This is a genomic window from Nonomuraea diastatica (assembly GCF_004349015.1).
Classification (GTDB): domain Bacteria; phylum Actinomycetota; class Actinomycetes; order Streptosporangiales; family Streptosporangiaceae; genus Nonomuraea; species Nonomuraea diastatica.
The window spans coordinates 1-18513 of the sequence record NZ_SMKP01000126.1 but is presented as its reverse complement, the minus strand read 5'-3'; the positions used below and the strand labels follow the sequence as shown (position 1 = coordinate 18513).

Here is an 18513-nt window from a genome sequence, read left to right as displayed (position 1 = left end):
GTCCGATTCGCTGCTAGAGTTGCCGCCATTACCAGCCGGTGACCTGGCCCTTACCCAAGAGAGGGCCTCCGGCTGGCGCCGAATCCCGACTCGATCGGGAACCGGGGACCCACCCTCACTGGGGTGAATCCGGCCGCGTGCCGGTAGGGCATCTCCACGCCCGAACCCGTCAGCTAACCCGGTAGGTGTGATGGAGAGGACATAACGCATGTATCACCGCGTCGTACCCCCGAATCGCGTAGTGCCGGCCGCCTGAGCGGCCCTCCTTCCCCAGGTTCTTTCTCTCGCCCGATGTAGTCGCTCGGGCGTGCCGCAGCGCCGTGCCTGCTTGCCGGCGTGCCTCCCCCTCGTCCCCTCGCGAAGGACTCCACATTTCATGTCTCCCCGTTTTGGCCTGCGTTCCCTCGCCCTGCTCACCGCCTCCACCGTCAGCTCGATGAGCGTCGTCTGCACCGCGGCACACGCCGATCCGGGCGCCGAAGAGAAGGTCCTGTTCAAGGGCTCCACCACGGCGTCGTACTTCTGGGACGACGGCTCGGGCAGGGCCGGCGACACCGGCCTGCCCGCCAGCGGCAAGCCGATGCAGAAGGGCATGGCCGCCAGCCCGAGCTGGCCGCTGCTGACCGAGGGGTACGTGATCTACAAGGGCAAGAAGATGCCCTTCTTCGTCGGGGACCGAGGGCCCGGGGAGCCGTCCAGCCGCGGCATCATGCTGGATCTCGACGCCAAGACGTTCGCCGACCTGACCGGGGGCACCTTCAACCGCGACTCGCTGATGATCGACGGTAACGGCGGCAAGGGGCACATCGAGATCGACTACGTCATCACCAAGTGGGGTGACGGCCTGGGCAAGAAGGGGCGGCCGGTGCCCTTCTCCACCGGCGCCTACGCCCGGCGAGGCTGACTTTACGAACGCGGCACCAGAATGACATTCTGGCCCCCGTGACCCTCCGCGTAGCCGCGAACGGCATCGACATCGCCTACGAAAGCATCGGCTCCCCCGACGGACGGCCCCTGCTCCTCATCATGGGGCTCGGCGCACAGCTCACCCACTGGGACGACGGGTTCTGCGAGCTCCTGGTGGAGCAGGGACACCACGTCGTCCGGTTCGACAACCGCGACGCGGGCCTGTCGACTCACCTCCACGACCAGGGCGCTCCCACGACGGGGGCGCCTTCGGCGTACCTGCTGGACGACCTGGCCGACGACACCGCGGGCTTCATGGACGCCATCGGCTGGCCGGCCGCCCACGTGGCCGGCGCCTCCATGGGCGGGATGATCGCCCAGTCCCTGGCCATCCGGTATCCGGCACGGGTGCTGACCCTGACCTCGATCATGTCGACGCCCGGCCCCACGGTCGCTCCGCCGACGGAGTCCGCGTTCGCGGCCCTGACCGCCCGCCCCGCCGCCGACCGCGCGGCCGTCATGGCGCAGGCGCTGGAGACGTATACGGTGATCGGCTCGCCCGGTTACGCGATGGACCGGGCGAGGGTCGTCCAGAGGGCGGGGCGCGCGTTCGACCGCTGCTTCGACCCGGCGGGCACGGGCCGGCAGCTGGCCGCGATCATGGCTTCGGGCGACCGTACGGACCTGCTGGCGAGCCTGACGATGCCGGCGCTGGTGCTGCACGGGGAGGACGATCCGCTCATCCCGGTCGAAGGCGGCCGGGCCACGGCGGCGGCCATTCCCGGCGCCCGGCTGGTGACCTATCCGGGCATGGGCCACGACCTGCCCGAGCCGCTCTGGCCGGAGATCGCCCGCGAGATCGCCAAGCTGACCGGCGCCTGACTACGCGGACCGCTCCCGCCGCCGGAGGATCTCGGCCACGTGGGTCTCGGCCCACGTGGCCACCGCCGAGATGGGGTCGTGCAGGGAACGGCCGAGGTCGGTCAGCGCGTACTCCACCCGCGGCGGCACCTCCGCGAACACCTCGCGCGTGATCAGCCCGTCCTGCTCCATGGTCCGCAACGTCTGCGTCAGCACCTTGGGCGTGACCCCGCCGATCCGCGAGCGCAGCCGGGTGAAGCGCATCGGCCCGTCGGCGAGGCAGAGCAGCACCAGCACCGACCATTTGTCGCCGATCCGGTCGAGGACCACCCGCGTCGGGCAATTCGGGTCGAAGACATCACCGGTATCCACAAGGTACTTATAGCACGGTGAAGTAACCAGTATCCGATCGATATCGTGGCGCCATGAAGATCCTTCTATTCGGCGCGACCGGCATGCTCGGTCAGCGCATCGCCGCTGAACTGACCGGCCGCGGGCACGAGGTGACCGGCCTCAGCCGCAGCGGGCCCGTCAAGGGCGACGTCCACGACGCCGCCACGCTGGCCAAGGGCCACGACGCCGTCATCTCCGCCATCGCGCCGCCGCGCGACGGCACCGAGCCGGGGCCGCCCTTCCTCGCCGCCAACCGCGCCCTCATCGACGGTGTGCGCGCGGCCGGGGTGCGCCGGCTCATCGTCATGGGCGGCGCGGGCAGCCTCCAGGTCTCGCCCGGCGTCGACCTGGTCGACACGCCCGGCTTTCCCGAGGGGCTGAAAAAGGAGGCGCTGGCCGCTCGTGCCGCGCTCGAGCTCTACCGGGAGGTCACGGACCTCGACTGGACCTACGTCTCGCCGGCTGCGGAGCTCGCGCCGGGCGAGCGTACGGGCGCCTTCCGCGTCGGCGGCGACACGCTGCTGACCGACGAGCAGGGCCGCAGCGCCATCAGCGCCGAGGACCTCGCGATCGCGATCGCCGACGAGGTGGAGCAGAACGCCCACCCGCGCAGCCGCATCACCGTCGCCTACTGAGCCGCCTCGCCGGGGCCCGGCCGGGGCTTCTCACCAGAGCCCGGTTGGGGCATGTCGCCGGAGCCGGCCGGGGCTACTGGCCGGAGACCGGCTGGGCGTCCTCGTCGGGGAGCAGCGCCTTCTCGTCGGGCTTGTGCACGAGCACGTTGTCCACGTACGACGTCACGGCCGTGGCCAGCCCCACGTCGGCGTTCGCCGTCTCCGACAGGAACCAGCGATGGTCGAGGATCTCGTGGAAGAGCTGCGCGGGCTCCAGCTTCCCGCGCAGCTCGGCCGGGATCGCCTCGACCGTGGGCTGGAACACCTCCGCCAGCCACCGGTGCGCCACGATGGCCTCGTCCTCGTGCCGCAGGCCCTTGGCGACCCTGAAACCGTCGAGGTCGTTGAGCAGCCGCCGCGCCTGGTTCTCCTCCACATCGAGCCCGGTCAGCCTGAGCAGCCGCCGCTGGTGGTGCCCCGCGTCCACGACCTTGGGCCGCACGATCAGCCGGCCGGTGCCGACCTTGCGCCGCACCATCATCTCGGCCACGTCGAAGCCGAGCAGGTTGAGCCGTCTGATCCGCTGCTCCACCCGGTGCCAGTCGACCTCCTCGATGATCTCGCTCTGGGTGATCTCGTCCCACAGGCGGTGGTAGCGGGCGACGATGTCCTCGGCGGTGTCCATGGGGTCGATCGACGGGTGCAGCAGTCCGCCGGCCTCCAGGTCGAGCATCTCGCCGAAGATGTTCGTGTGCGCCACGTCGATGTCGCCGCGCCGCTGCCCCTCGCTGATCATCGGGTGCATCTCGCCGGTCTCGGCGTCCACGAGGTAGGCCGCGAACGCCCCCGCGTCCCTGCGGAACAACGTGTTGGACAGCGAGCAGTCGCCCCAGTAGAAGCCGTTCAGGTGCAGCCGGACCAGCAGCACGGCCAGCGCGTCCAGCAGGCGGGTGAGCGTGTCGGGGCGCAGGGTGCCCGACATGACCGCGCGGTAGGGGAGGGAGAACTGCAGGTGCCTGGTGATCAGTGCCGCGTCGAGCCCGTTCTCGCGGCCGGTGACGTACGCGACGGGCTCCACGGAGGGGGCGTCGAGCCGGGCGAGGTCCCACAACAACTGGTATTCGCGCTTGGCGTACCGCTCGCTGATCTCCTTGATCGCGTACACCTTGCCGGACAGCCTGGCGAACCGCACCACGTGGCGCGAGATGCCGCGGGGCAGATCGACCAGGTGATGCTGCGGCCAGTCTTGGAGGGGCACCTCCCAGGGGAGGCGGATCAGGTCAGGGTCGCCTAGCGCGCCGGTGATCTGCAGGGGCATTTCATCAGGATATGGTGCATCGGTGGACGAGTTTCTCAAGTGGTACTTTTCCGACCGTCCCGTCATCGCCAGCACATTGGGGGCGGACGGCTACGATCACACCCTCGGCGATTTCACCGCCACCGCCTGGACCGCCCGCGAGCAGGAGGAGGTCCGCTGGCACGACCGCCTGTCGGCACTCGAGACCGTGTCCCTCGACGACGCGATCGACAGAGACCTCGTCCTCTCCCAGCTGAGGGGTTCGATCGCGCTCGCGTCCTGGCCCGCATGGCGGCGCGACCCCGGCACCTACCTGGCCGCGATCTTCGCCTCGATGTTCACGCCGTTCCAGCACCGCCTCAAGCCGGAGCCCGAGCTGGTGACGGCCGCCGTCTCCCGCCTCGCCGAGGTGCCCGGCGTGCTGGCCGCCTGCCGCGCCAACCTGGACCCCGACCTGGCGGCCCCGCTGCTGGTCCAGCGCGGGCTCGGCCAGGCACGCACCGGCCGCAACTTCCTCACCCGCACGATCCCTTCCATGGTCCAGGACGAGGGCCTGCGCGCGACGCTGGCCGAGGCCGCCGAGCCAGCCGCGCGGGCGTTCGACGAGCTGGTCACGTTCCTGGAGAGCTTCGAGTGCGGCGGCACCTGGCGGATGGGGGAGAAGCTCTACTCCACGCTGCTGCGCGAGCGCGAGATGCTCGCGTACGGCGCCGCCGAGCTGCACGAGAAGGGCAAGGTCGCCTGGGCGGAGCTGGACACGCGGATGCGCCAGGTCGCGCTCGGGGTCAACGGCACCGAGGACTGGCGGGCGGCCATGGAGTCCCTCATGGACGACCACCCGCCGACGCTGGCCGACATGCGCGCGGAATACGAGGCGGAGACCCGGCGGGCCCGCGCGTTCGTCAGGGAGCACGACCTGGTCACGTTCGCCGACGGCGAGGAGTGCCACGTGCTGCCGTCGGCCGAGTACACGCGCCCGGTCCTGTCCGTCGCCCACTACCTGTCGCCGCCGCCGCTGAGCCTCTCACGCACGGGCGTCTTCTTCGTCCCGTACACGCCTGACGACTTCACCCCCGAGCAGGTACGCCAGCGCCTGCGCACCAACTCGCGGGCCCAGATGCCGTCGATCGCCGTCCACGAGGCATATCCGGGGCACCACTGGCATCTGTCGTACATGGCGGGCAACCGGCGCACGGTCAGGAAGGTCTTCCGCACCCCGTACTTCACCGAAGGCTGGGCCCTGTACGTCGAGAAGCTCCTGCACGAGCGGGGCTACTTCGGCACCCCTGCCACCGAGCTGGCCCACCTCGACTGCCGGATCTTCCGCGCCGCCCGGATCGTGGTGGACACCGCGCTGCACTGCGAGGACATGTCCGTCGAGGAGGCCGAGACGTTCATGGCCACGAAGGCGTCGCTGTCGCCGGGGACCGCGCAGGGTGAGGTGAACCGCTACTGCGCCTGGCCCACGCAGGCGCCGTCCTACCTCACGGGCGCGATCGAGATCGACCGGATCCGGGAGTCGTTCCGCGGCACGCCGAAGGAGTTCCACGACCGGATCGCCGGGTCCGGGGGCCTGCCCCTGGGACTGGCCGAGCAGGCCGCGCTCGCCTGACCGTCGCCGGTCGTGCGTTCGGGCCTTGCGTTCGGGCCGTCCGTGCGGGCGGCCGGGCCGGGCGTGCGGTCAGGGGCGGCGGGGGAACGCCGGCGGGTTGAGCGCGCGGTCGACGACGGCGGCGAGCTGCTCGTCCGTGAGGACGGCCGGCTTGCCGACGCCGAGCCCTCTGACGTACACCTCGCACAACCACTCCAGCAGGCGGGTCGCCTCGAACGCCTGCTCCAGCGTCGGCCCGATGGTCACCCCGCCGTGGTTGGCCATCAGGGCAGCCTGCTTGCCCTCCAGCGCCGCCCGTACGTTGGCGGCCAGCTCGGGGGTGCCGTACGTGGCGTATTCAGCGACCTTGACCACGCCGCCGAGCGCCAGCGCGTTGTAGTGCACCGGCGGCAGCTCCGTCATCGTGGTGGCCACGACCGTCCCGAACACGGAGTGTGTGTGCACCACGGCCAGCGCGTCCGTGGCCTCGTAGACGGCCAGGTGCATGGGGGTCTCGCTGGACGGCTGGGCGTCGCCTTCGACGAGGTGGCCCGAGACGTCGACGATCGGGCACAGCTCGGGCGTCAGCCGGTCGAGCGCGACCCCCGAGGGCGTGACCGCCACCAGGTCGCCCTGGCGCACGCTCAGGTTGCCCGAGGTGCCGATGACCAGGCCGAGCTCGACGGCACGCCGCCCGTACTCGCACAACTGCTCGCGGAGGCTCATATGCGTCGAATTTAGTGGATCGTCCGAAACGCGGCAATTAGCGGCGATCGAGGGCGCCCAGCATGATACGTTCCGCGCCCTCCCGGGTGATCCTGCCGGGATAGAGCAGCAGGTGCAGGCTGAGGCCGTCCACCAGGGCGAGCAGGTGCTCGGTGAGGTCGTCCAGGTCGTCGTCCGCGTGGTCTTCCGCGTGGTCTTCCGGGGGCAGCTCGCCGGCCGCACGGGCCTGCCCGAGCAGGTCGCGTACGGCGGCGCGCAGCTCGCCCGCCTCCGCCCGCTGGACCTCGGCCAGGCGTTCCGAGGTCAGGCTGCGGCTCCAGAAGCTGACCTCGAGCCGGGTCTCCTGGCCGCGCTCGGCGTCCAGCGGCAGGTTGTCGAGCAGCAGCTCGCGCAGCGCGGCCAGCCCCGTCGCGCCCTCGACCTTGGTGGTCAGCCGGGCACGGATGCGCTGGTGCGACTGGCGCAGCGCCGACAGCAGGATCTCGTCCTTGTCGCCGAAGTAGTGGGCGAGGACCCCGTTGGAGTAGCCCGCCTCCTTGGCGATGGCCCGCGTGGTGGCGGCGTCGATGCCGTCCCTGACGATCACCCGGCCGGCCGCCGACATGACCTCGCGCCTGCGTTCGTCGTGGTCGACGATTTTCGGCATCGGGCTGCCCCTCTCGTAGGCGTACTTCACCATATTGACTTTTTATTCGGACGTCTGTCTATTTAGACCATGACCGTCGCCACCGTCGGCGTGCACATCGTCGACATCCTCGCCAGGCCCGTCGAGCACATCCCCGAAGGCCAGGACACCGTGCTGGTCGACCGGATCCGCCTCACCGCCGCGGGCGCCGCCGCTGGAACGGCCGTCGACCTGGTCAAGCTGGGCAACTCCGTGGTCACCATGGGCGCCGTCGGCGACGACGAGCTGGGCGACTTCCTGCTGGCGGTGCTCACCAAGCGCGGCGTGGACGTCTCGCGCCTCGTGCGCAGGGCGGGGGAGCAGACCGCCGCGTCGATCCTGCCCATCAGACCCGACGGCGGCCGGCCCAGCTTCCACGTGCCCGGCGCGAACCTCGGTGTGACGTACGCCGACCTGGACGCCGGGGTGTTGCGCGGCGCGCGGGCGATCCACCTCGGCGGGATGGACGTCACGTTCGGCCTCGGCGATCCGGCCTTCTTCGCGCTCCTGGACGAGGCACGCGCGGCCGGGACGATCGTCACGATGGACCTGCTGTCGGAGATGCCCGACCTGCTGGGCATGGCCATGGCGTTCCTGCCCCACGTGGACTACGTCCTGCCCAACGAGCCGCAGGCCCTCCTCATGACGGGCGCCACCGACGTGGCGGCGGCCGCGGACACCCTGCTGGCCCGCGGGCCGCGCGGCGTGCTCGTCACCCTCGGCGCGTCGGGCAGCCTCGTCGTGACGGCGGACGGCGCGGAGCGGGTGCCCGCGATCAAGGCGGAGGTGGCCGACACGACCGGCTGCGGCGACGCCTACTGCGCCGGCTTCCTCACGGGCCTGCTGCACGGCCAGGACGTGCCGGTCGCCGCCCGCTGGGGCACGGCCGCCGCCGCCCGCGTGGCCACCGGCCTCGGCTCGGACGCCGGCCTCACCGACCTCGCATCCATTCTCAGCCTCCTCTAAGGACCCCAAGATGACCGATGCAGAACTCCGCCAGAGGGCCTCGAAGGTCGTCCCCGGCGGCATGTACGGCCACCTCAACGCCGCCCTCTTCGCCCCCGGCTTTCCGCAGTTCTTCGAACGTGGCGAGGGTTGCCGGCAGTGGGACGTCGACGGCAGGGAGTACATCGACTTCATGTGCAGCTGGGGCCCCGTCGTGCTCGGGCACCGGCACCCCCGCGTGGAGGAGGCAGCCGCCCGCCAGGCCGCGCTCGGCGACTGCCTCAACGGGCCTGGGCCGATCATGGTGGAGCTGGCCGAGCTGCTGGTGGACACCGTGCCGAGCGCCGACTGGGCGATGTTCTCCAAGAACGGCACCGACGCCACCACGCAGGCGCTCATGGTCGCCAGAGCCGCCACCGGGCGGACAAAGGTGCTGATGGCACACGGCGCATACCACGGGGCCGACCCCTGGTGCACGCCCTCACCAGCGGGCACGACGCCGAACGAGCGGGCCGACCTGGTGGAGTTCACGTACAACTCGCTGGAGTCGCTGGAGTCTGCGGCGGCGACCGTGGAAGGCGACGTGGCGGCGATCATCGTCACACCCTTCAAACACGACTCGTTCGAGGACCAGGAGCTGGTGGAGCCGGCCTTCGCCCGCGGCGCCCGCGCCCTGGCGGACCGCCTGGGGGCCGCCCTGGTGATCGACGACGTGCGCGCCGGGTTCCGCGTCGACCTGCGCGGCTCGTGGGAGCCGTACAGGGTGCGCCCCGACCTGACGGCCTGGTCCAAGGCGATGGCCAACGGCTACCCGATCGCCGCCGTGACCGGCACGGACGCGCTGCGCGGACCGGCGCAGACGCTGTACTCGACGGGGTCGTTCTGGTTCTCGGCGGTTGCGATGGCGGCGGCCAAGGCCACCATCGAGACCCTGCGCGACACGGACGGCATCGCCGCCATGGAGAGGGCGGGGGCCCGATTGCGCGAAGGGCTCTACGAGCAGGCCAAGTCACACGGGTTCACCGTGAACCAGACAGGGCCGGTGACGATCCCGTGGCTCAGTTTCGACGGCGACGCCGACCTGTCCGTGGCGATGCACTGGAGCGACGCCTGCCTGCGGCACGGCGTCTACCTGCACCCGTGGCACAACTGGTTCATGTCGGCGGCGCACACGGAGGACGACGTCGCCAAGGCCCTGGAGGGCACGGACCAGGCGTTCGCGGAGACCCGCGCCCACGTCGGCTGACTGCCCCGGCGGGATGACCCTCAGGTGGCTCCGTGCTCCGCAGGCACACGTCCTCGTGCGCCTGCGGAGCACGGAGCCGCACAACCTGGCACCGAATCTCCGACACGTTATGTGATCGGCCGGTCACTCGTTAGAGTGGGTGCCTCTCGGAGCCCTCATGCCGGAGGGGCTCGAACCATGGGGGTCTCATGCGCGCGTCCAAACTTCCGCTCGTCCTGCTCGCCGTCGCCTGTGCCGGAGCCTGTGCAGGGCCGCCCGCCCCGGTCCAGAACGCGGTCGGTCCCGAGGCCGCCCAGAGCCCGGACGGCGCGATCACGTTGTCCGGCTCCGGTGAGTTCACCGACGGCGACACCTCGGCCATCGCCTACGACCGCAAGCTCGCCCCGAAGGGCGCCCAGGCCAGCGTCACCGTCGAGTCGTCCGGAGGCGAGACCACCACCTCGCTCGTCGCCGAGGGCCTGCTGCCCGACCGGCGCTACGGCGTCCACCTGCACACCAAGCCGTGCGGGAAGAAGCCCGACGACTCCGGTCCGCACTACCAGCACCGCCCGGGCAAGATCAATCCAGAAAGCGAGGTCTGGCTCGACATCCGCACCGACGACGAGGGGGCCGGCCGCTCGACGGCCCGCAACGACTGGGCCCTCGACCCCGCCAAGCTGCCGGGCTCGCTGGTCATGCACGCCAAGCCGACCACGCCCAAGGGGCCCGAGGCAGGCGTGGCCGGTGACCGCGTCGCCTGCGTGACGCTCAAGAAGGTGTCATAAGTCCCGCTTCCACCACGGCCGCCCGCCTCCTGAACGCTCATGGGGCGGGCGGCCGCTTGTTGCCGCCCAGAACAGGCATGCCAGGCGATTACTCAGAGTGACGAGTCTTTGGTGGAGTTACGCGCGTCGCAGCGTTACATGTTCGACACGGTCGATTACGTTCGGTGATGGAACGGCGAGTCGTACCCTCTCTACCCGCCCGCCGGCACACACCGCATGCCCATTCGCGTGGCTCACGGGCCGTGATCCCGCGGCGTCCCGTCCCGGGCTCGACGGTGGGCGTGAAGAGCGCGTCAGGCTCCCTGGTTCCTGACCGAGCCGGTCACAGCCACCCAGGCTTCCCGTCAACACAGGAGTCCATATGCGCTTCACGTCCAAAGTCTGCACCGTCGTCGCCCTGGCGGGCGTGGCTCTCGGGCCCGTCGCCACTCCCGCCTCCGCGGCCCCCGTCACGTGCTCGGTTGCCGCTTTGACGCGTGCCATCGACACGGCCAACACCGCCGGCGGGACTCTTGACCTGCAGGCCGGCTGCCTCTATCGCCTGACGAACGCCGACAACGGCGACAACGGGCTGCCGGTGATCAGGGCGGACGTCACGGTCAACGGCAACGGTGCGACCGTGGAAAGGGCGGAGCACGCCTCGGCCTTCCGGATCTTCCGGGTGAAGCGCGGCGGCAAGCTCACCCTCAACCACCTCACTCTTCGCAACGGCCGCGTCGACGGCGCGAACGGCGGCGCGATCCTCGTCGACACCGGGGGTTCCCTGGCGTTGAACGACAGCGTCATCACCGGCAGCTCCGCCGCCAAGGGCGGGGGCGTCTACACCCAGGGCAGCATCTCGGTCAGAAACTCCAAGATCGTCGGCAACACCGCGACCGAGTTCGGCAACAGCATCGGTACGGGCTCCACCGCCGCGGTCATCGTGTCCAACTCCACCGTGGCCGACAATGAGGGCGTCGACCTCGGCAACACCATCGAGATGGAGGACCTCTTCGACGGAGATGGCCTCCTGTAAGCCACCCGCCTGCGCGACGTCGCCGAACCGGGGCCCACACGCGATGAGCGTGAGGGCTCCGGTTCGACGTTCCTGGCGTGCCCCGGCGAAGAGGCGGGGTCAGGAACTGCTGGACAGGGTGAACGCGCCACGGGCCAGAGCGGTCAGCTCCAAGCCGAGCGCCCCGTCGTCGAGGACCGCCTTCGGGTTGACCGCCATCGCCGTCACGACGTACGTCTTCCCGCCGGAGGTGCGGGCGAGGAAGCTCTGGTCGTGCACGCCCGGCTCCGAACCGCCCTTGTACCACACCGTCGGCCACTGCTTCGCCGGCAGCCCGAGCCCGGCGTCGTTGATCGACATCGCCTCGTTCACGTGCTTGTCGGGCATCTTCGCCAGCCGCGCGTAGGCCTGGCAGATGTCGGAGGGCGAGCCGAAATACTCGATGGTGTCCAGCTCGCGCGGCTTGTCCCACGCGGCGATGGTGTCCAGGGGCACCTTGGCGACGACCTTCTCCAAGTAGTCCCGCTTCTTCGCGGTGCTCAGCGACAGATACCGCTTGGCGTGGCGGGGATAGTCGGCGCCCTTCAGCACGAACAGCTCCCGTGTGGTGAGGAGCGGCGCGTTGCGCTTGTCAGGGTTGCCCCAGGCCCGTATCGTGCGCTCGACCGTCTTGCGGCCCACCTGGTGGATCAGCAGGTCGGTGGCCGTGTTGTCGCTGATGGAGATCATCAGCTTGGCGGCCTCCAGCACGGTGACCTTGCTGCCGTCGGGCCGGTCCTGGAGCTGGCCGCTGGGCAGGCTCTTCAGCTCGGGCGTGATGGTGATCTCGGTGTCCCAGCCGAACGCGCCGCTCTTGATGCGCTGCGCCACCGCGCCCAGCACGTACAGCTTGACCATCGAGCCCAGCGGGCGCACCTTGTCGCCGGCGACGGTGTGCAGGGGGCGGCAGTCGCCGTTCTTCTTCACCTCGGCCGCGAGGAACCCGGTCTGGGTCGCGGCCTTGCGCAGCCGCTTGTCGAGCTCGGACCAGCTCTTCGGGGCGGGTGGGCGGAACTGCAGGCCGCCGATCAGGCCCGCGCCGTCCACCGAGAGCACGACCTCGTACGCCGTGCCGGCCGCCTGCACCAGGGCGACCAGTGCCGTTTCCCGCGACTGGACGATCTTCGTCAGCCGCATGTCCTTGAACCCGGTCAGGACCTGGTTGATCTGGTCGGCCGGGACGCCCTTGAGGAAGGAGGCGGAGAAGTGCTTCTTCAGCTCGTCCTCGGGGATCGGGGCGCGGCTGCTCGCGTCGATCAGCCAGCCCAGCTGCTTGCCCGCCGGCGTCGCGGGGATCTCGGGTGCGGAGGTGGCGCTGGCGCTGATGGGAGCCGCCGTGGCCTGAGCGGGAACCGCCTGGCTCACGCACGCCGTCATAGTGGCTGCCACTGTGGCCGCCACTGTGGCCGCAGCCAGGGCCCGGGCGCTCTTCGACGGGGTATGCATGGAGAAGCTCCTTCGGCTCGACTTCGCGTGACCACCAGCGAAGCGGAGCGCGGGGGCGGGGGCCACCAAGCGGGCCACCGTTCTCGCAGGTGAGGCTGTCCGGAGGAAATATGCGGCTAACCTCATAGACGCCCTCCCGATCCCTCATGACGATGGTGGCTTATGACATCCAGGCTGGTGGCCGGGCTGCTCGCGGTGGCCTCGGCCGCGGGGATCGTGGTGGGAACGTCGGTGGAGTACGGCCTGCCGGCGATGTTGCCGTTCATCCTTGTCGCTCTGATGTTGCCCGGAGTGGGCTGGCTGCTGGCATACAGACGTCCGGAGGTCCGCTACGGCTGGGTGCTGCTCGCCGCCGGGTTGTCGCTCGGGGTCGGCATGCTGGGCACAGGGCTGTCCTCCGTCGCCCCCGCGGGGTTCTTCCCGTACATGCAGTCCGTGGGGCTCGCCCTGTTCTACGGGCTGACCTGGATCTTTGTTCCACTGCTGTTCCCCGACGGCCGGCTGCCCTCGCGGCGCTGGCGGGCCGTTCCGTGGATCGCGGGCATCGCGATCGCCGCGCACGGCATCGGGATGGCGAGGGCCGGGCTGGACCCCTCCAACCCGGCGACCGTGGCCGACCCGGTTGCGGCGCTGGTGGGCGGCACCGGGCAGTTCGTCACGTGGATCATCGCGGGGTTCGTGTTCTGCGGGCTGGTGCTCCGCTGGCGGCGCAGCGAGCGGTCCGAGCGCGCGCAGTACGCGTGCATGGTCGCGGGCGTCGCCGCGACCGTGGCGGGCGCCGTACTGACGATGCTCTTCCTCTTCGGGCTGAGCACGCCGTGGCTCGTAGGGCTTGCAGGGCTGGCGCTGATCGGCTCGCTTCCCGCCGCCATCGGGGTGGCGATCGTGCGGCACCGGTTGCTCGACATCCGGTTCGGCATCAGGGGATCGCGCCTGCACCTGGTGTTCGACGTGCGGCCGACGGTCGGCGAGATGCTGTCGGACCTGGGCACCGCGCTGGAGAACACGCCCGAGCCGGTGGAGCAGCTCCGCCGGCTGGCCGCCGCGGTGCGCGCCGGGCTGGAGCTCAGATGGGCGGCCGTGACGCTCGCCGACGGGACACGCGTGGTGGCGGGCCAGGCGGAGGAGCCGGCCGTGCTGACGATGCCGGTACGCGGCGGGCTCGGACACATCGAATGCGGCCCCAGGGACGCCGGGCCGCTGACCAACCAGGACCGGCGGCTCCTGGAGGCGCTGGCCGTTCCCGCGGGCCTGGCGATCCAGAGCGCCGGGCTCGTCACCCGGCTGGTCAACGCCCAGGAGGCCGAACGCCGCCGCATCGAACGCAACATCCACGACGGCGTCCAGCAGCAACTCGTCGCCCTCATCGCCGGCATCGAGCTGGCCCGCGCCACGGGAGCGGGCGCCGACATGCTCGCCCACCTGCGCGAGCAGGCCCGTCAGACGCTCGCCGACCTGCGCGAGCTGGCGGCCGGCATCCACCCGTCGTCCCTCAGCCAGGGCGGCTTGGTGGAGGCCGTCGAGGAGCGCTGCTCGCGCCTGCCGGTGCGCACCACGGTGACCTCGGCCCCCGCCCTGCGGTCGAGGCGCTTCCCCGACGAGATAGAAGGTGCGATGTACTTCACGGTGAGCGAGGCCGTGACCAACGCGCTCAAGCACGCGGGGGCCGCCACCATAGAGGTACGGCTGTCGCAGGCGGACGGCCGCCTGACCGCCGCCGTCGCCGACGACGGGAAGGGCTTCGACGCCTCGCTCGCGCGGCGCAGAGGATTGGCGACGTTGTCGGACCGGCTGGACGCCCTCGGCGGCGGCCTGAGCGTCGGCAGCGAGCCGGGGAAGGGGACATGGGTGAACGCGTGGGTGCCGGTCGATGAGTGAGCCGATCCGCACGGTCGTGGCCGACGACCACTATCTGGTGCGCGAGGGCACCCGCCGGCTGCTCGAGATGTCGGGCGAGGTGGCGGTCGTGGGCGCGGTGGGCAACGCCGACGAGCTCCTCGACGCCGTACGCCGGCTCGGGCCCGACGTCGTGATCACCGACATCCGGATGCCGGGAGGGGAGTGGCGGCCGGGCTTCGAGGGCATCGACGCCGCCCACCGCATCCGCTCCGCCCACCCGGGCGTCGGGGTGGTGGTGTTGTCGCAGTTCGCGGACGCGTTGTTCGCGTTCGAGCTGTTCAAACACGGCACGGAGGGCTACGCCTATCTGCTGAAGGACCGGGTGGGGGACCTGGACGAGCTGCTCGGCGCGATCGGCGCGGTGGCCTCGGGCGGTTCGGTCATCGACCCGAAGGTGGTGGAGGGCCTGCTGGCCAGGCGTGACGTGCGCGGCCAGCGGGAGGAGCTGACCGGCCGCGAGCGCGACGTGCTGCGGGAGATGGCGCACGGCCGCTCGAACTCGGCCATCGCGCGGGCCCTGCATCTGTCGATCTCGTCGGTGGAGAAGAACGTCAACGCCATCTTCACCAAACTCGGCCTGGAGAACAGCGGGGACGTGCACCGCAGGGTGGCTGCCGTGCTGGCCTACCTGGGCCCAGACCCGTCCTAGCGTCGTGCCCGCGGGAGGGCTGAGCAGACCCGGCGCCCCGCTGGTCAGCCCTCGCCGTCCTGGGCAGCCTGAAGGATCTTGCGCAGCGCTGTGGCCACCGGTTCTACCGGCTCCGACAGCTGCTCGACCCGTCTCCTGCCGTGGTGGCGTTGCTCCCGCTCCGGCGGGAGCAGCTTCAGCCTGGCCGCCGCCGCGAGGGCCGCCAGGATCCGGATGTCCTGGTCGAGGCGGCCCACGGGCCGGCCGCCGCGCGCCGCCCTGCTGACGCGCTCGGCGAGCTTGCGCGACAGGTACGGCCGGCGCGGCGTGATCCGCTCGACGGGGAACAGCAGCACCCGCCGCCGCTCCACCCGGATGAGCCGGTCGGCCTCCAGTTCGTCGCGGACGAGGCGGAACGCGTCCGCGCGGTCCTTGCGGATCCACTGCCGCCACGACCGGGGCGGGGAGTTCGCGATCTGCTCCCACACGGCCGCCTGCAGCGGGCCGGGATCGACGGGGGCGGTGACCGCCCGCGCCATGCCCGCGTCGTCCGTCAGGTTGCCGGCCACCAGCAGCTCGGCCAGCGCTGCCGCGCGCAGCAGGTAGCCCAGCTCGCCGCGGTTGGCCAGTCGTTCCTTGCGCAGGTCGAAGGCGAGCAGGAACGCCGACCTCGGCAGGGACTCATCCCGCTCCACCCGAATCTCCGTCTTCATCCGCCGGCTCCTTGTCCTCCTGGGTTTCCTCCTGGCTCTTTCTCGGCCGTCCGCGGGGCCGCATCCGCCCCACGCCGTCGGGCAGGCGCCCGGCCTCCGACAAGGCCCTGCGCAGCAGGAACTCGATCTGTGAGTTGGTGCTGCGCAGCTCGTCGGAAGCCCACCTGGCCAGCGCGTCGTGGACCACTGGGTCGAGCCGCAGGAGGATCTTCTTCCGTTCCACGACGTTTACTGGTAGAGCGTTCCGGTGTTCACGATCGGCTGTGTGTCACGATCGCCGACCAGCACCACGAGCAGGTTGCTGACCATGGCGGCCTTGCGCTCCTCGTCCAGGTCGACCACGTCGTGCTCGGCGAGCTTGGCCAGCGCCGTCTCGACCATGCCGACCGCTCCTTCGACGATCCGCTGGCGGGCCGCCACCACCGCGCCGGCCTGCTGGCGCCGCAGCATCGCGTGGGCGATCTCCGGCGCGTAGGCCAGGTGGATGATGCGGGACTCGATGATCTTCACCCCGGCCGCGGCCACCCTGACCGAGATCTCCGCGGACAACTTCTCGTTGATCTCGTCGGCGTTGTCGCGCAGGGACAACCGCGGCTCGCCGTGCGAGTCGTACGGGTAGCTGCCCGCGATGTGGCGCACCGCCGTCTCCGCCTGGATGGCGACGAACTCCACGAAGTCGTCCACCTCGAAGACCGCCTGCGCCGTGTCCTCCGCCTGCCAGACCACCACGGTCGCGATCTGGATGGGGCTGCCGTCGGCGTCGTTGACCTTCGTCACGTCCGTCTCATGGTTGCGGATCCTGGTGGACACCCGCCGCCGCAGGGTGATCGGGTTGACCCACTGCAGGCCGGGCGTGCGCAGGGTGCCGACGTAGCGGCCGAGCAACTGCACGACCCTGGCCTCGCCCGGGGCCACCGCGGTGAGCCCGAAGGACAACACGATGCCGATGAGGATCATCAGCACGGATGCCACGAGCAGCCACACGCCGCCCTGCCCGGCCCCCGAGGCGAGCATGGTGATCGCCACGATGAGCAGGGCCGTCCCCGCGAGCGTGACCAGCGTGGCCACGCCGACCATCACGAACCCGTTGGCCGCCCGGACCGGGTGCTCGCTCGTGCGCGGCGCCGGCATGTCGATGATGGCCCCTTCGACCGCGACCCCGCCTGATGTGTCGGTCATGACCTGTCTCCTTCTCTGCTTCTCTGTCGATTTCACCTTGCTATCTAAGTGATATCACTTTTTCGGCAGGAGGGCGAGAGAGGGATTCGGGGGTTAGAGAGATGTGGAACGGAATCCGGCGTTAACGGGGTTCTCCCAGGTCGGTGAACGCCTGCCGTTGCGGTCTTCCGGATGTGGTTACCGCCGGATTCCGCTCGATCCGCTAGGAGCACACCCGCGAGACCGCTGACCAGGCGAAACGTCAAACTGAGCAGCGTGAGGCGTACCGTGCGATGCTTCCTTGCATCCACGTCGCTCAACTTGAGGCAACCGGCCCGCTGATCTAGTACTATGCCGGCTCAGCGGACCTTGGCATGCCAGAGGAGAGGGCGGGATACCCTGCCTTCGGTGCCCCGAGCCGCGTGACCGGAGGAGCCGATGCTGGGATGACGGCAGGGCGACCGATGCCCACACAGGACGACGTGCTCGGGTTCTTCGACACGCTGTCGAACTGGGGACGGTGGGGCGACGACGATGAGCTCGGCACTCTGAACCACATCACCGACGACGTCCGGCTGGCGGCGGCGCGTGCCGTGCGCCACGGCAGGAGTGTGTCGTGCGCATGGGAGGTTGCCGTACCGAAAGACATGGAGCGGTCGACGACGACGTGCCCGTGCGCCGCCGACATGCCGGGTGCCGAGAACATGCCGGTAGCCGCATTCCATGCCGACCGGCGCTGGGGCTTCTCGTCCGAGCGGCTCGGCATCACGTTCCACGGCAACACCATCACCCACATCGACTCGCCGTGCCACATCTACTGGGACGGCACGATGTACAACGGGCGCTCTCACTCGCTTGTCGACGCCGCGGCGGGATCGGCGTGGGCGGCCGTCACGGCGGCGGCGAACGGGATCACCACGCGTGGTGTCCTGCTGGACATTGCGGGGGTCCGCGATGTGCCGTGGCTGGAACCGGGGGAGGGTGTGTTCCCCGACGATCTGGAGGAGGCCGAGCGTCGCCAGGGTGTGCGGGTGCGATCCGGCGATGCGGTACTCCTGCGGACCGGCTATGGCCGGGCCCGGCACGAGGCCGGTGAGGCCGGCGGTTTCACGCAGGCCGGCTGGCACGCGTCCTGCCTGCCGTGGCTGCATGAACGGGAGGTCGCGCTGATCGGCGCTGACACCCCCCAGGAGGTTCAGCCGTCGGGGTACGAAGACGTGTTGATGCCGGTTCACGCCGTGAGCCTCGTCGCGATGGGTCTGTGGATGCTCGACAACTGCGACCTGGAGGCGTGCGCGACGACGGCTGCCGAGCTCGGCCAGTGGGACTTCCACCTCGCAGTCGCGCCGGTCCGCTTCGCCGGCACGTCCGGCAGCCCGGTCAACCCGATCGCCACATTCTGACCCCGGTTCACGAGGGGGGTGCGACGCGCCAGGCCTCAGATCGTCCCAGGCCGGCACCGGCCGCCCGCCGTACCTTCACCACATCGCGACCCGGGGCCGCCTCCCGCACCGTGATCCTCATCGGCGCCAGACAGGAGTGCAGGGACGCACGCCGTATGTGGTCCTGGGTCAGCCGAAGACGGCGGGTGGGGGGACGGGGGCCAGGACGGGGTCGCCGTCGTTGATG

General features: G+C 70.5%; 19 protein-coding genes and 1 riboswitch. Of the genes, 11 read left to right on the top strand and 8 right to left on the bottom strand.

Annotated features, from left to right (window positions below; all coding sequences use genetic code 11):
• The first annotated feature begins 66 nt into the window (after positions 1-66).
• A riboswitch (cyclic di-AMP (ydaO/yuaA leader) is annotated at positions 67-203 on the top strand.
• 173 nt (positions 204-376) lie between these two features.
• Both E1294_RS34610 and E1294_RS34605 read left to right on the top strand, forming a co-directional pair.
• Positions 377-904, top strand: coding sequence for a hypothetical protein (locus E1294_RS34610; RefSeq protein WP_132515186.1), 528 nt, complete (start codon positions 377-379; stop codon positions 902-904).
• Positions 905-942: 38 nt separating this feature from the next.
• Positions 943-1788 carry an alpha/beta fold hydrolase gene (locus E1294_RS34605; protein ID WP_220448089.1) on the top strand — a complete coding sequence of 282 codons (846 nt, stop codon included), beginning with the start codon at positions 943-945 and terminating at the stop codon, positions 1786-1788.
• Here E1294_RS34605 and E1294_RS34600 read toward each other — a convergent pair whose 3' ends face one another.
• Positions 1789-2139: a winged helix-turn-helix transcriptional regulator gene (locus E1294_RS34600; RefSeq protein ID WP_132515185.1), complete on the bottom strand. Its 351-nt coding sequence runs from the start codon at positions 2137-2139 to the stop codon at positions 1789-1791.
• A gap of 53 nt (positions 2140-2192) precedes the next feature.
• Between E1294_RS34600 and E1294_RS34595 the strand changes: the two genes are divergently transcribed.
• A complete protein-coding gene (locus E1294_RS34595; protein ID WP_132515184.1) occupies positions 2193-2795 on the top strand; it encodes an NAD(P)-dependent oxidoreductase in 603 nt (200 codons plus the stop codon).
• 73 nt (positions 2796-2868) lie between these two features.
• On the opposite strand, the gene E1294_RS34590 is transcribed toward E1294_RS34595, so the two are convergent.
• Positions 2869-4092: a DUF4032 domain-containing protein gene (locus E1294_RS34590; protein ID WP_181958597.1), complete on the bottom strand. Its 1224-nt coding sequence runs from the start codon at positions 4090-4092 to the stop codon at positions 2869-2871.
• A 22-nt stretch (positions 4093-4114) separates the two neighbouring features.
• On the opposite strand from E1294_RS34590, the gene E1294_RS34585 reads away from it, so the two are divergent.
• Positions 4115-5683 carry a DUF885 domain-containing protein gene (locus tag E1294_RS34585; RefSeq protein ID WP_132515183.1) on the top strand — a complete coding sequence of 523 codons (1569 nt, stop codon included), beginning with the start codon at positions 4115-4117 and terminating at the stop codon, positions 5681-5683.
• 69 nt (positions 5684-5752) lie between these two features.
• On the opposite strand, the gene E1294_RS34580 is transcribed toward E1294_RS34585, so the two are convergent.
• A complete protein-coding gene (locus E1294_RS34580; protein ID WP_132515182.1) occupies positions 5753-6388 on the bottom strand; it encodes a class II aldolase/adducin family protein in 636 nt (211 codons plus the stop codon).
• A 37-nt stretch (positions 6389-6425) separates the two neighbouring features.
• Positions 6426-7067, bottom strand: coding sequence for a TetR/AcrR family transcriptional regulator (locus tag E1294_RS34575; RefSeq protein WP_246083497.1), 642 nt, complete (start codon positions 7065-7067; stop codon positions 6426-6428).
• 36 nt (positions 7068-7103) lie between these two features.
• On the opposite strand from E1294_RS34575, the gene E1294_RS34570 reads away from it, so the two are divergent.
• From E1294_RS34570 to E1294_RS34555, 4 genes are all read left to right on the top strand, one after another.
• On the top strand, positions 7104-8018 hold the full coding sequence (locus tag E1294_RS34570; protein WP_132515181.1) for a carbohydrate kinase family protein: 915 nt from the start codon (positions 7104-7106) through the stop codon (positions 8016-8018).
• A 10-nt stretch (positions 8019-8028) separates the two neighbouring features.
• Positions 8029-9243, top strand: a complete 1215-nt coding sequence (locus E1294_RS34565) for an aminotransferase class III-fold pyridoxal phosphate-dependent enzyme (RefSeq protein WP_132515180.1) — start codon at positions 8029-8031, stop codon at positions 9241-9243.
• 188 nt (positions 9244-9431) lie between these two features.
• Positions 9432-10007 carry a superoxide dismutase gene (locus E1294_RS34560; RefSeq protein WP_132515179.1) on the top strand — a complete coding sequence of 192 codons (576 nt, stop codon included), beginning with the start codon at positions 9432-9434 and terminating at the stop codon, positions 10005-10007.
• A 361-nt stretch (positions 10008-10368) separates the two neighbouring features.
• Positions 10369-11022 (top strand): hypothetical protein, encoded by a 654-nt coding sequence (locus E1294_RS34555; RefSeq protein WP_132515178.1) that lies wholly within the window; start codon positions 10369-10371, stop codon positions 11020-11022.
• A 99-nt stretch (positions 11023-11121) separates the two neighbouring features.
• Here the strand turns inward: E1294_RS34555 and E1294_RS34550 are convergent, their stop codons facing one another.
• Entirely contained in the window at positions 11122-12405 is a 1284-nt protein-coding gene (locus E1294_RS34550) for a serine hydrolase (RefSeq protein ID WP_165977625.1), read from the bottom strand.
• A gap of 243 nt (positions 12406-12648) precedes the next feature.
• Here E1294_RS34550 and E1294_RS34545 point away from each other — a divergent pair, with 243 nt between their 5' ends.
• Positions 12649-14364 carry a sensor histidine kinase gene (locus tag E1294_RS34545; RefSeq protein WP_132515176.1) on the top strand — a complete coding sequence of 572 codons (1716 nt, stop codon included), beginning with the start codon at positions 12649-12651 and terminating at the stop codon, positions 14362-14364.
• The gene (locus E1294_RS34540) at positions 14357-15034 is read left to right on the top strand and encodes a response regulator transcription factor (RefSeq protein ID WP_132515175.1); all 678 of its coding nucleotides are present in this window, start codon (positions 14357-14359) and stop codon (positions 15032-15034) included. Before E1294_RS34545 ends, E1294_RS34540 begins: the two co-directional genes overlap by 8 nt.
• A 44-nt stretch (positions 15035-15078) precedes the next feature.
• On the opposite strand, the gene E1294_RS34535 is transcribed toward E1294_RS34540, so the two are convergent.
• Genes E1294_RS34535 through E1294_RS34525 form a run of 3 tightly spaced genes read right to left on the bottom strand, consistent with a single transcriptional unit; the run spans position 15079 to position 16905 of the window.
• On the bottom strand, positions 15079-15726 hold the full coding sequence (locus tag E1294_RS34535; protein WP_132515174.1) for a GPP34 family phosphoprotein: 648 nt from the start codon (positions 15724-15726) through the stop codon (positions 15079-15081).
• A complete protein-coding gene (locus E1294_RS34530) occupies positions 15695-15949 on the bottom strand; it encodes a type II toxin-antitoxin system antitoxin (protein WP_132515173.1) in 255 nt (84 codons plus the stop codon). The genes E1294_RS34535 and E1294_RS34530 overlap by 32 nt, the downstream gene beginning before the upstream one ends.
• Positions 15950-15954: 5 nt before the next feature.
• Positions 15955-16905, bottom strand: coding sequence for an SPFH domain-containing protein (locus E1294_RS34525; protein WP_132515172.1), 951 nt, complete (start codon positions 16903-16905; stop codon positions 15955-15957).
• A 461-nt stretch (positions 16906-17366) separates the two neighbouring features.
• On the opposite strand from E1294_RS34525, the gene E1294_RS34520 reads away from it, so the two are divergent.
• Positions 17367-18287: a cyclase family protein gene (locus tag E1294_RS34520; protein WP_246083496.1), complete on the top strand. Its 921-nt coding sequence runs from the start codon at positions 17367-17369 to the stop codon at positions 18285-18287.
• The last annotated feature ends 226 nt before the right edge of the window (positions 18288-18513 follow it).

What these genes read in the sequence shown, in the direction of transcription:
- E1294_RS34610 (WP_132515186.1), top strand. Translation starts at nt 377, where the DNA reads ATGTCTCCCCGTTTTGGCCTGCGTTCCCTCGCCCTGCTCACCGCCTCC.
- E1294_RS34595 (WP_132515184.1), top strand. Translation starts at nt 2,193, where the DNA reads ATGAAGATCCTTCTATTCGGCGCGACCGGCATGCTCGGTCAGCGCATC.
- E1294_RS34590 (WP_181958597.1), bottom strand. Translation starts at nt 4,092, where the DNA reads ATGCCCCTGCAGATCACCGGCGCGCTAGGCGACCCTGACCTGATCCGC.
- E1294_RS34580 (WP_132515182.1), bottom strand. Translation starts at nt 6,388, where the DNA reads ATGAGCCTCCGCGAGCAGTTGTGCGAGTACGGGCGGCGTGCCGTCGAG.
- E1294_RS34575 (WP_246083497.1), bottom strand. Translation starts at nt 7,067, where the DNA reads ATGGTGAAGTACGCCTACGAGAGGGGCAGCCCGATGCCGAAAATCGTC.
- E1294_RS34570 (WP_132515181.1), top strand. Translation starts at nt 7,104, where the DNA reads ATGACCGTCGCCACCGTCGGCGTGCACATCGTCGACATCCTCGCCAGG.
- E1294_RS34565 (WP_132515180.1), top strand. Translation starts at nt 8,029, where the DNA reads ATGACCGATGCAGAACTCCGCCAGAGGGCCTCGAAGGTCGTCCCCGGC.
- E1294_RS34560 (WP_132515179.1), top strand. Translation starts at nt 9,432, where the DNA reads ATGCGCGCGTCCAAACTTCCGCTCGTCCTGCTCGCCGTCGCCTGTGCC.
- E1294_RS34555 (WP_132515178.1), top strand. Translation starts at nt 10,369, where the DNA reads ATGCGCTTCACGTCCAAAGTCTGCACCGTCGTCGCCCTGGCGGGCGTG.
- E1294_RS34545 (WP_132515176.1), top strand. Translation starts at nt 12,649, where the DNA reads ATGACATCCAGGCTGGTGGCCGGGCTGCTCGCGGTGGCCTCGGCCGCG.
- E1294_RS34540 (WP_132515175.1), top strand. Translation starts at nt 14,357, where the DNA reads ATGAGTGAGCCGATCCGCACGGTCGTGGCCGACGACCACTATCTGGTG.
- E1294_RS34535 (WP_132515174.1), bottom strand. Translation starts at nt 15,726, where the DNA reads ATGAAGACGGAGATTCGGGTGGAGCGGGATGAGTCCCTGCCGAGGTCG.
- E1294_RS34525 (WP_132515172.1), bottom strand. Translation starts at nt 16,905, where the DNA reads ATGACCGACACATCAGGCGGGGTCGCGGTCGAAGGGGCCATCATCGAC.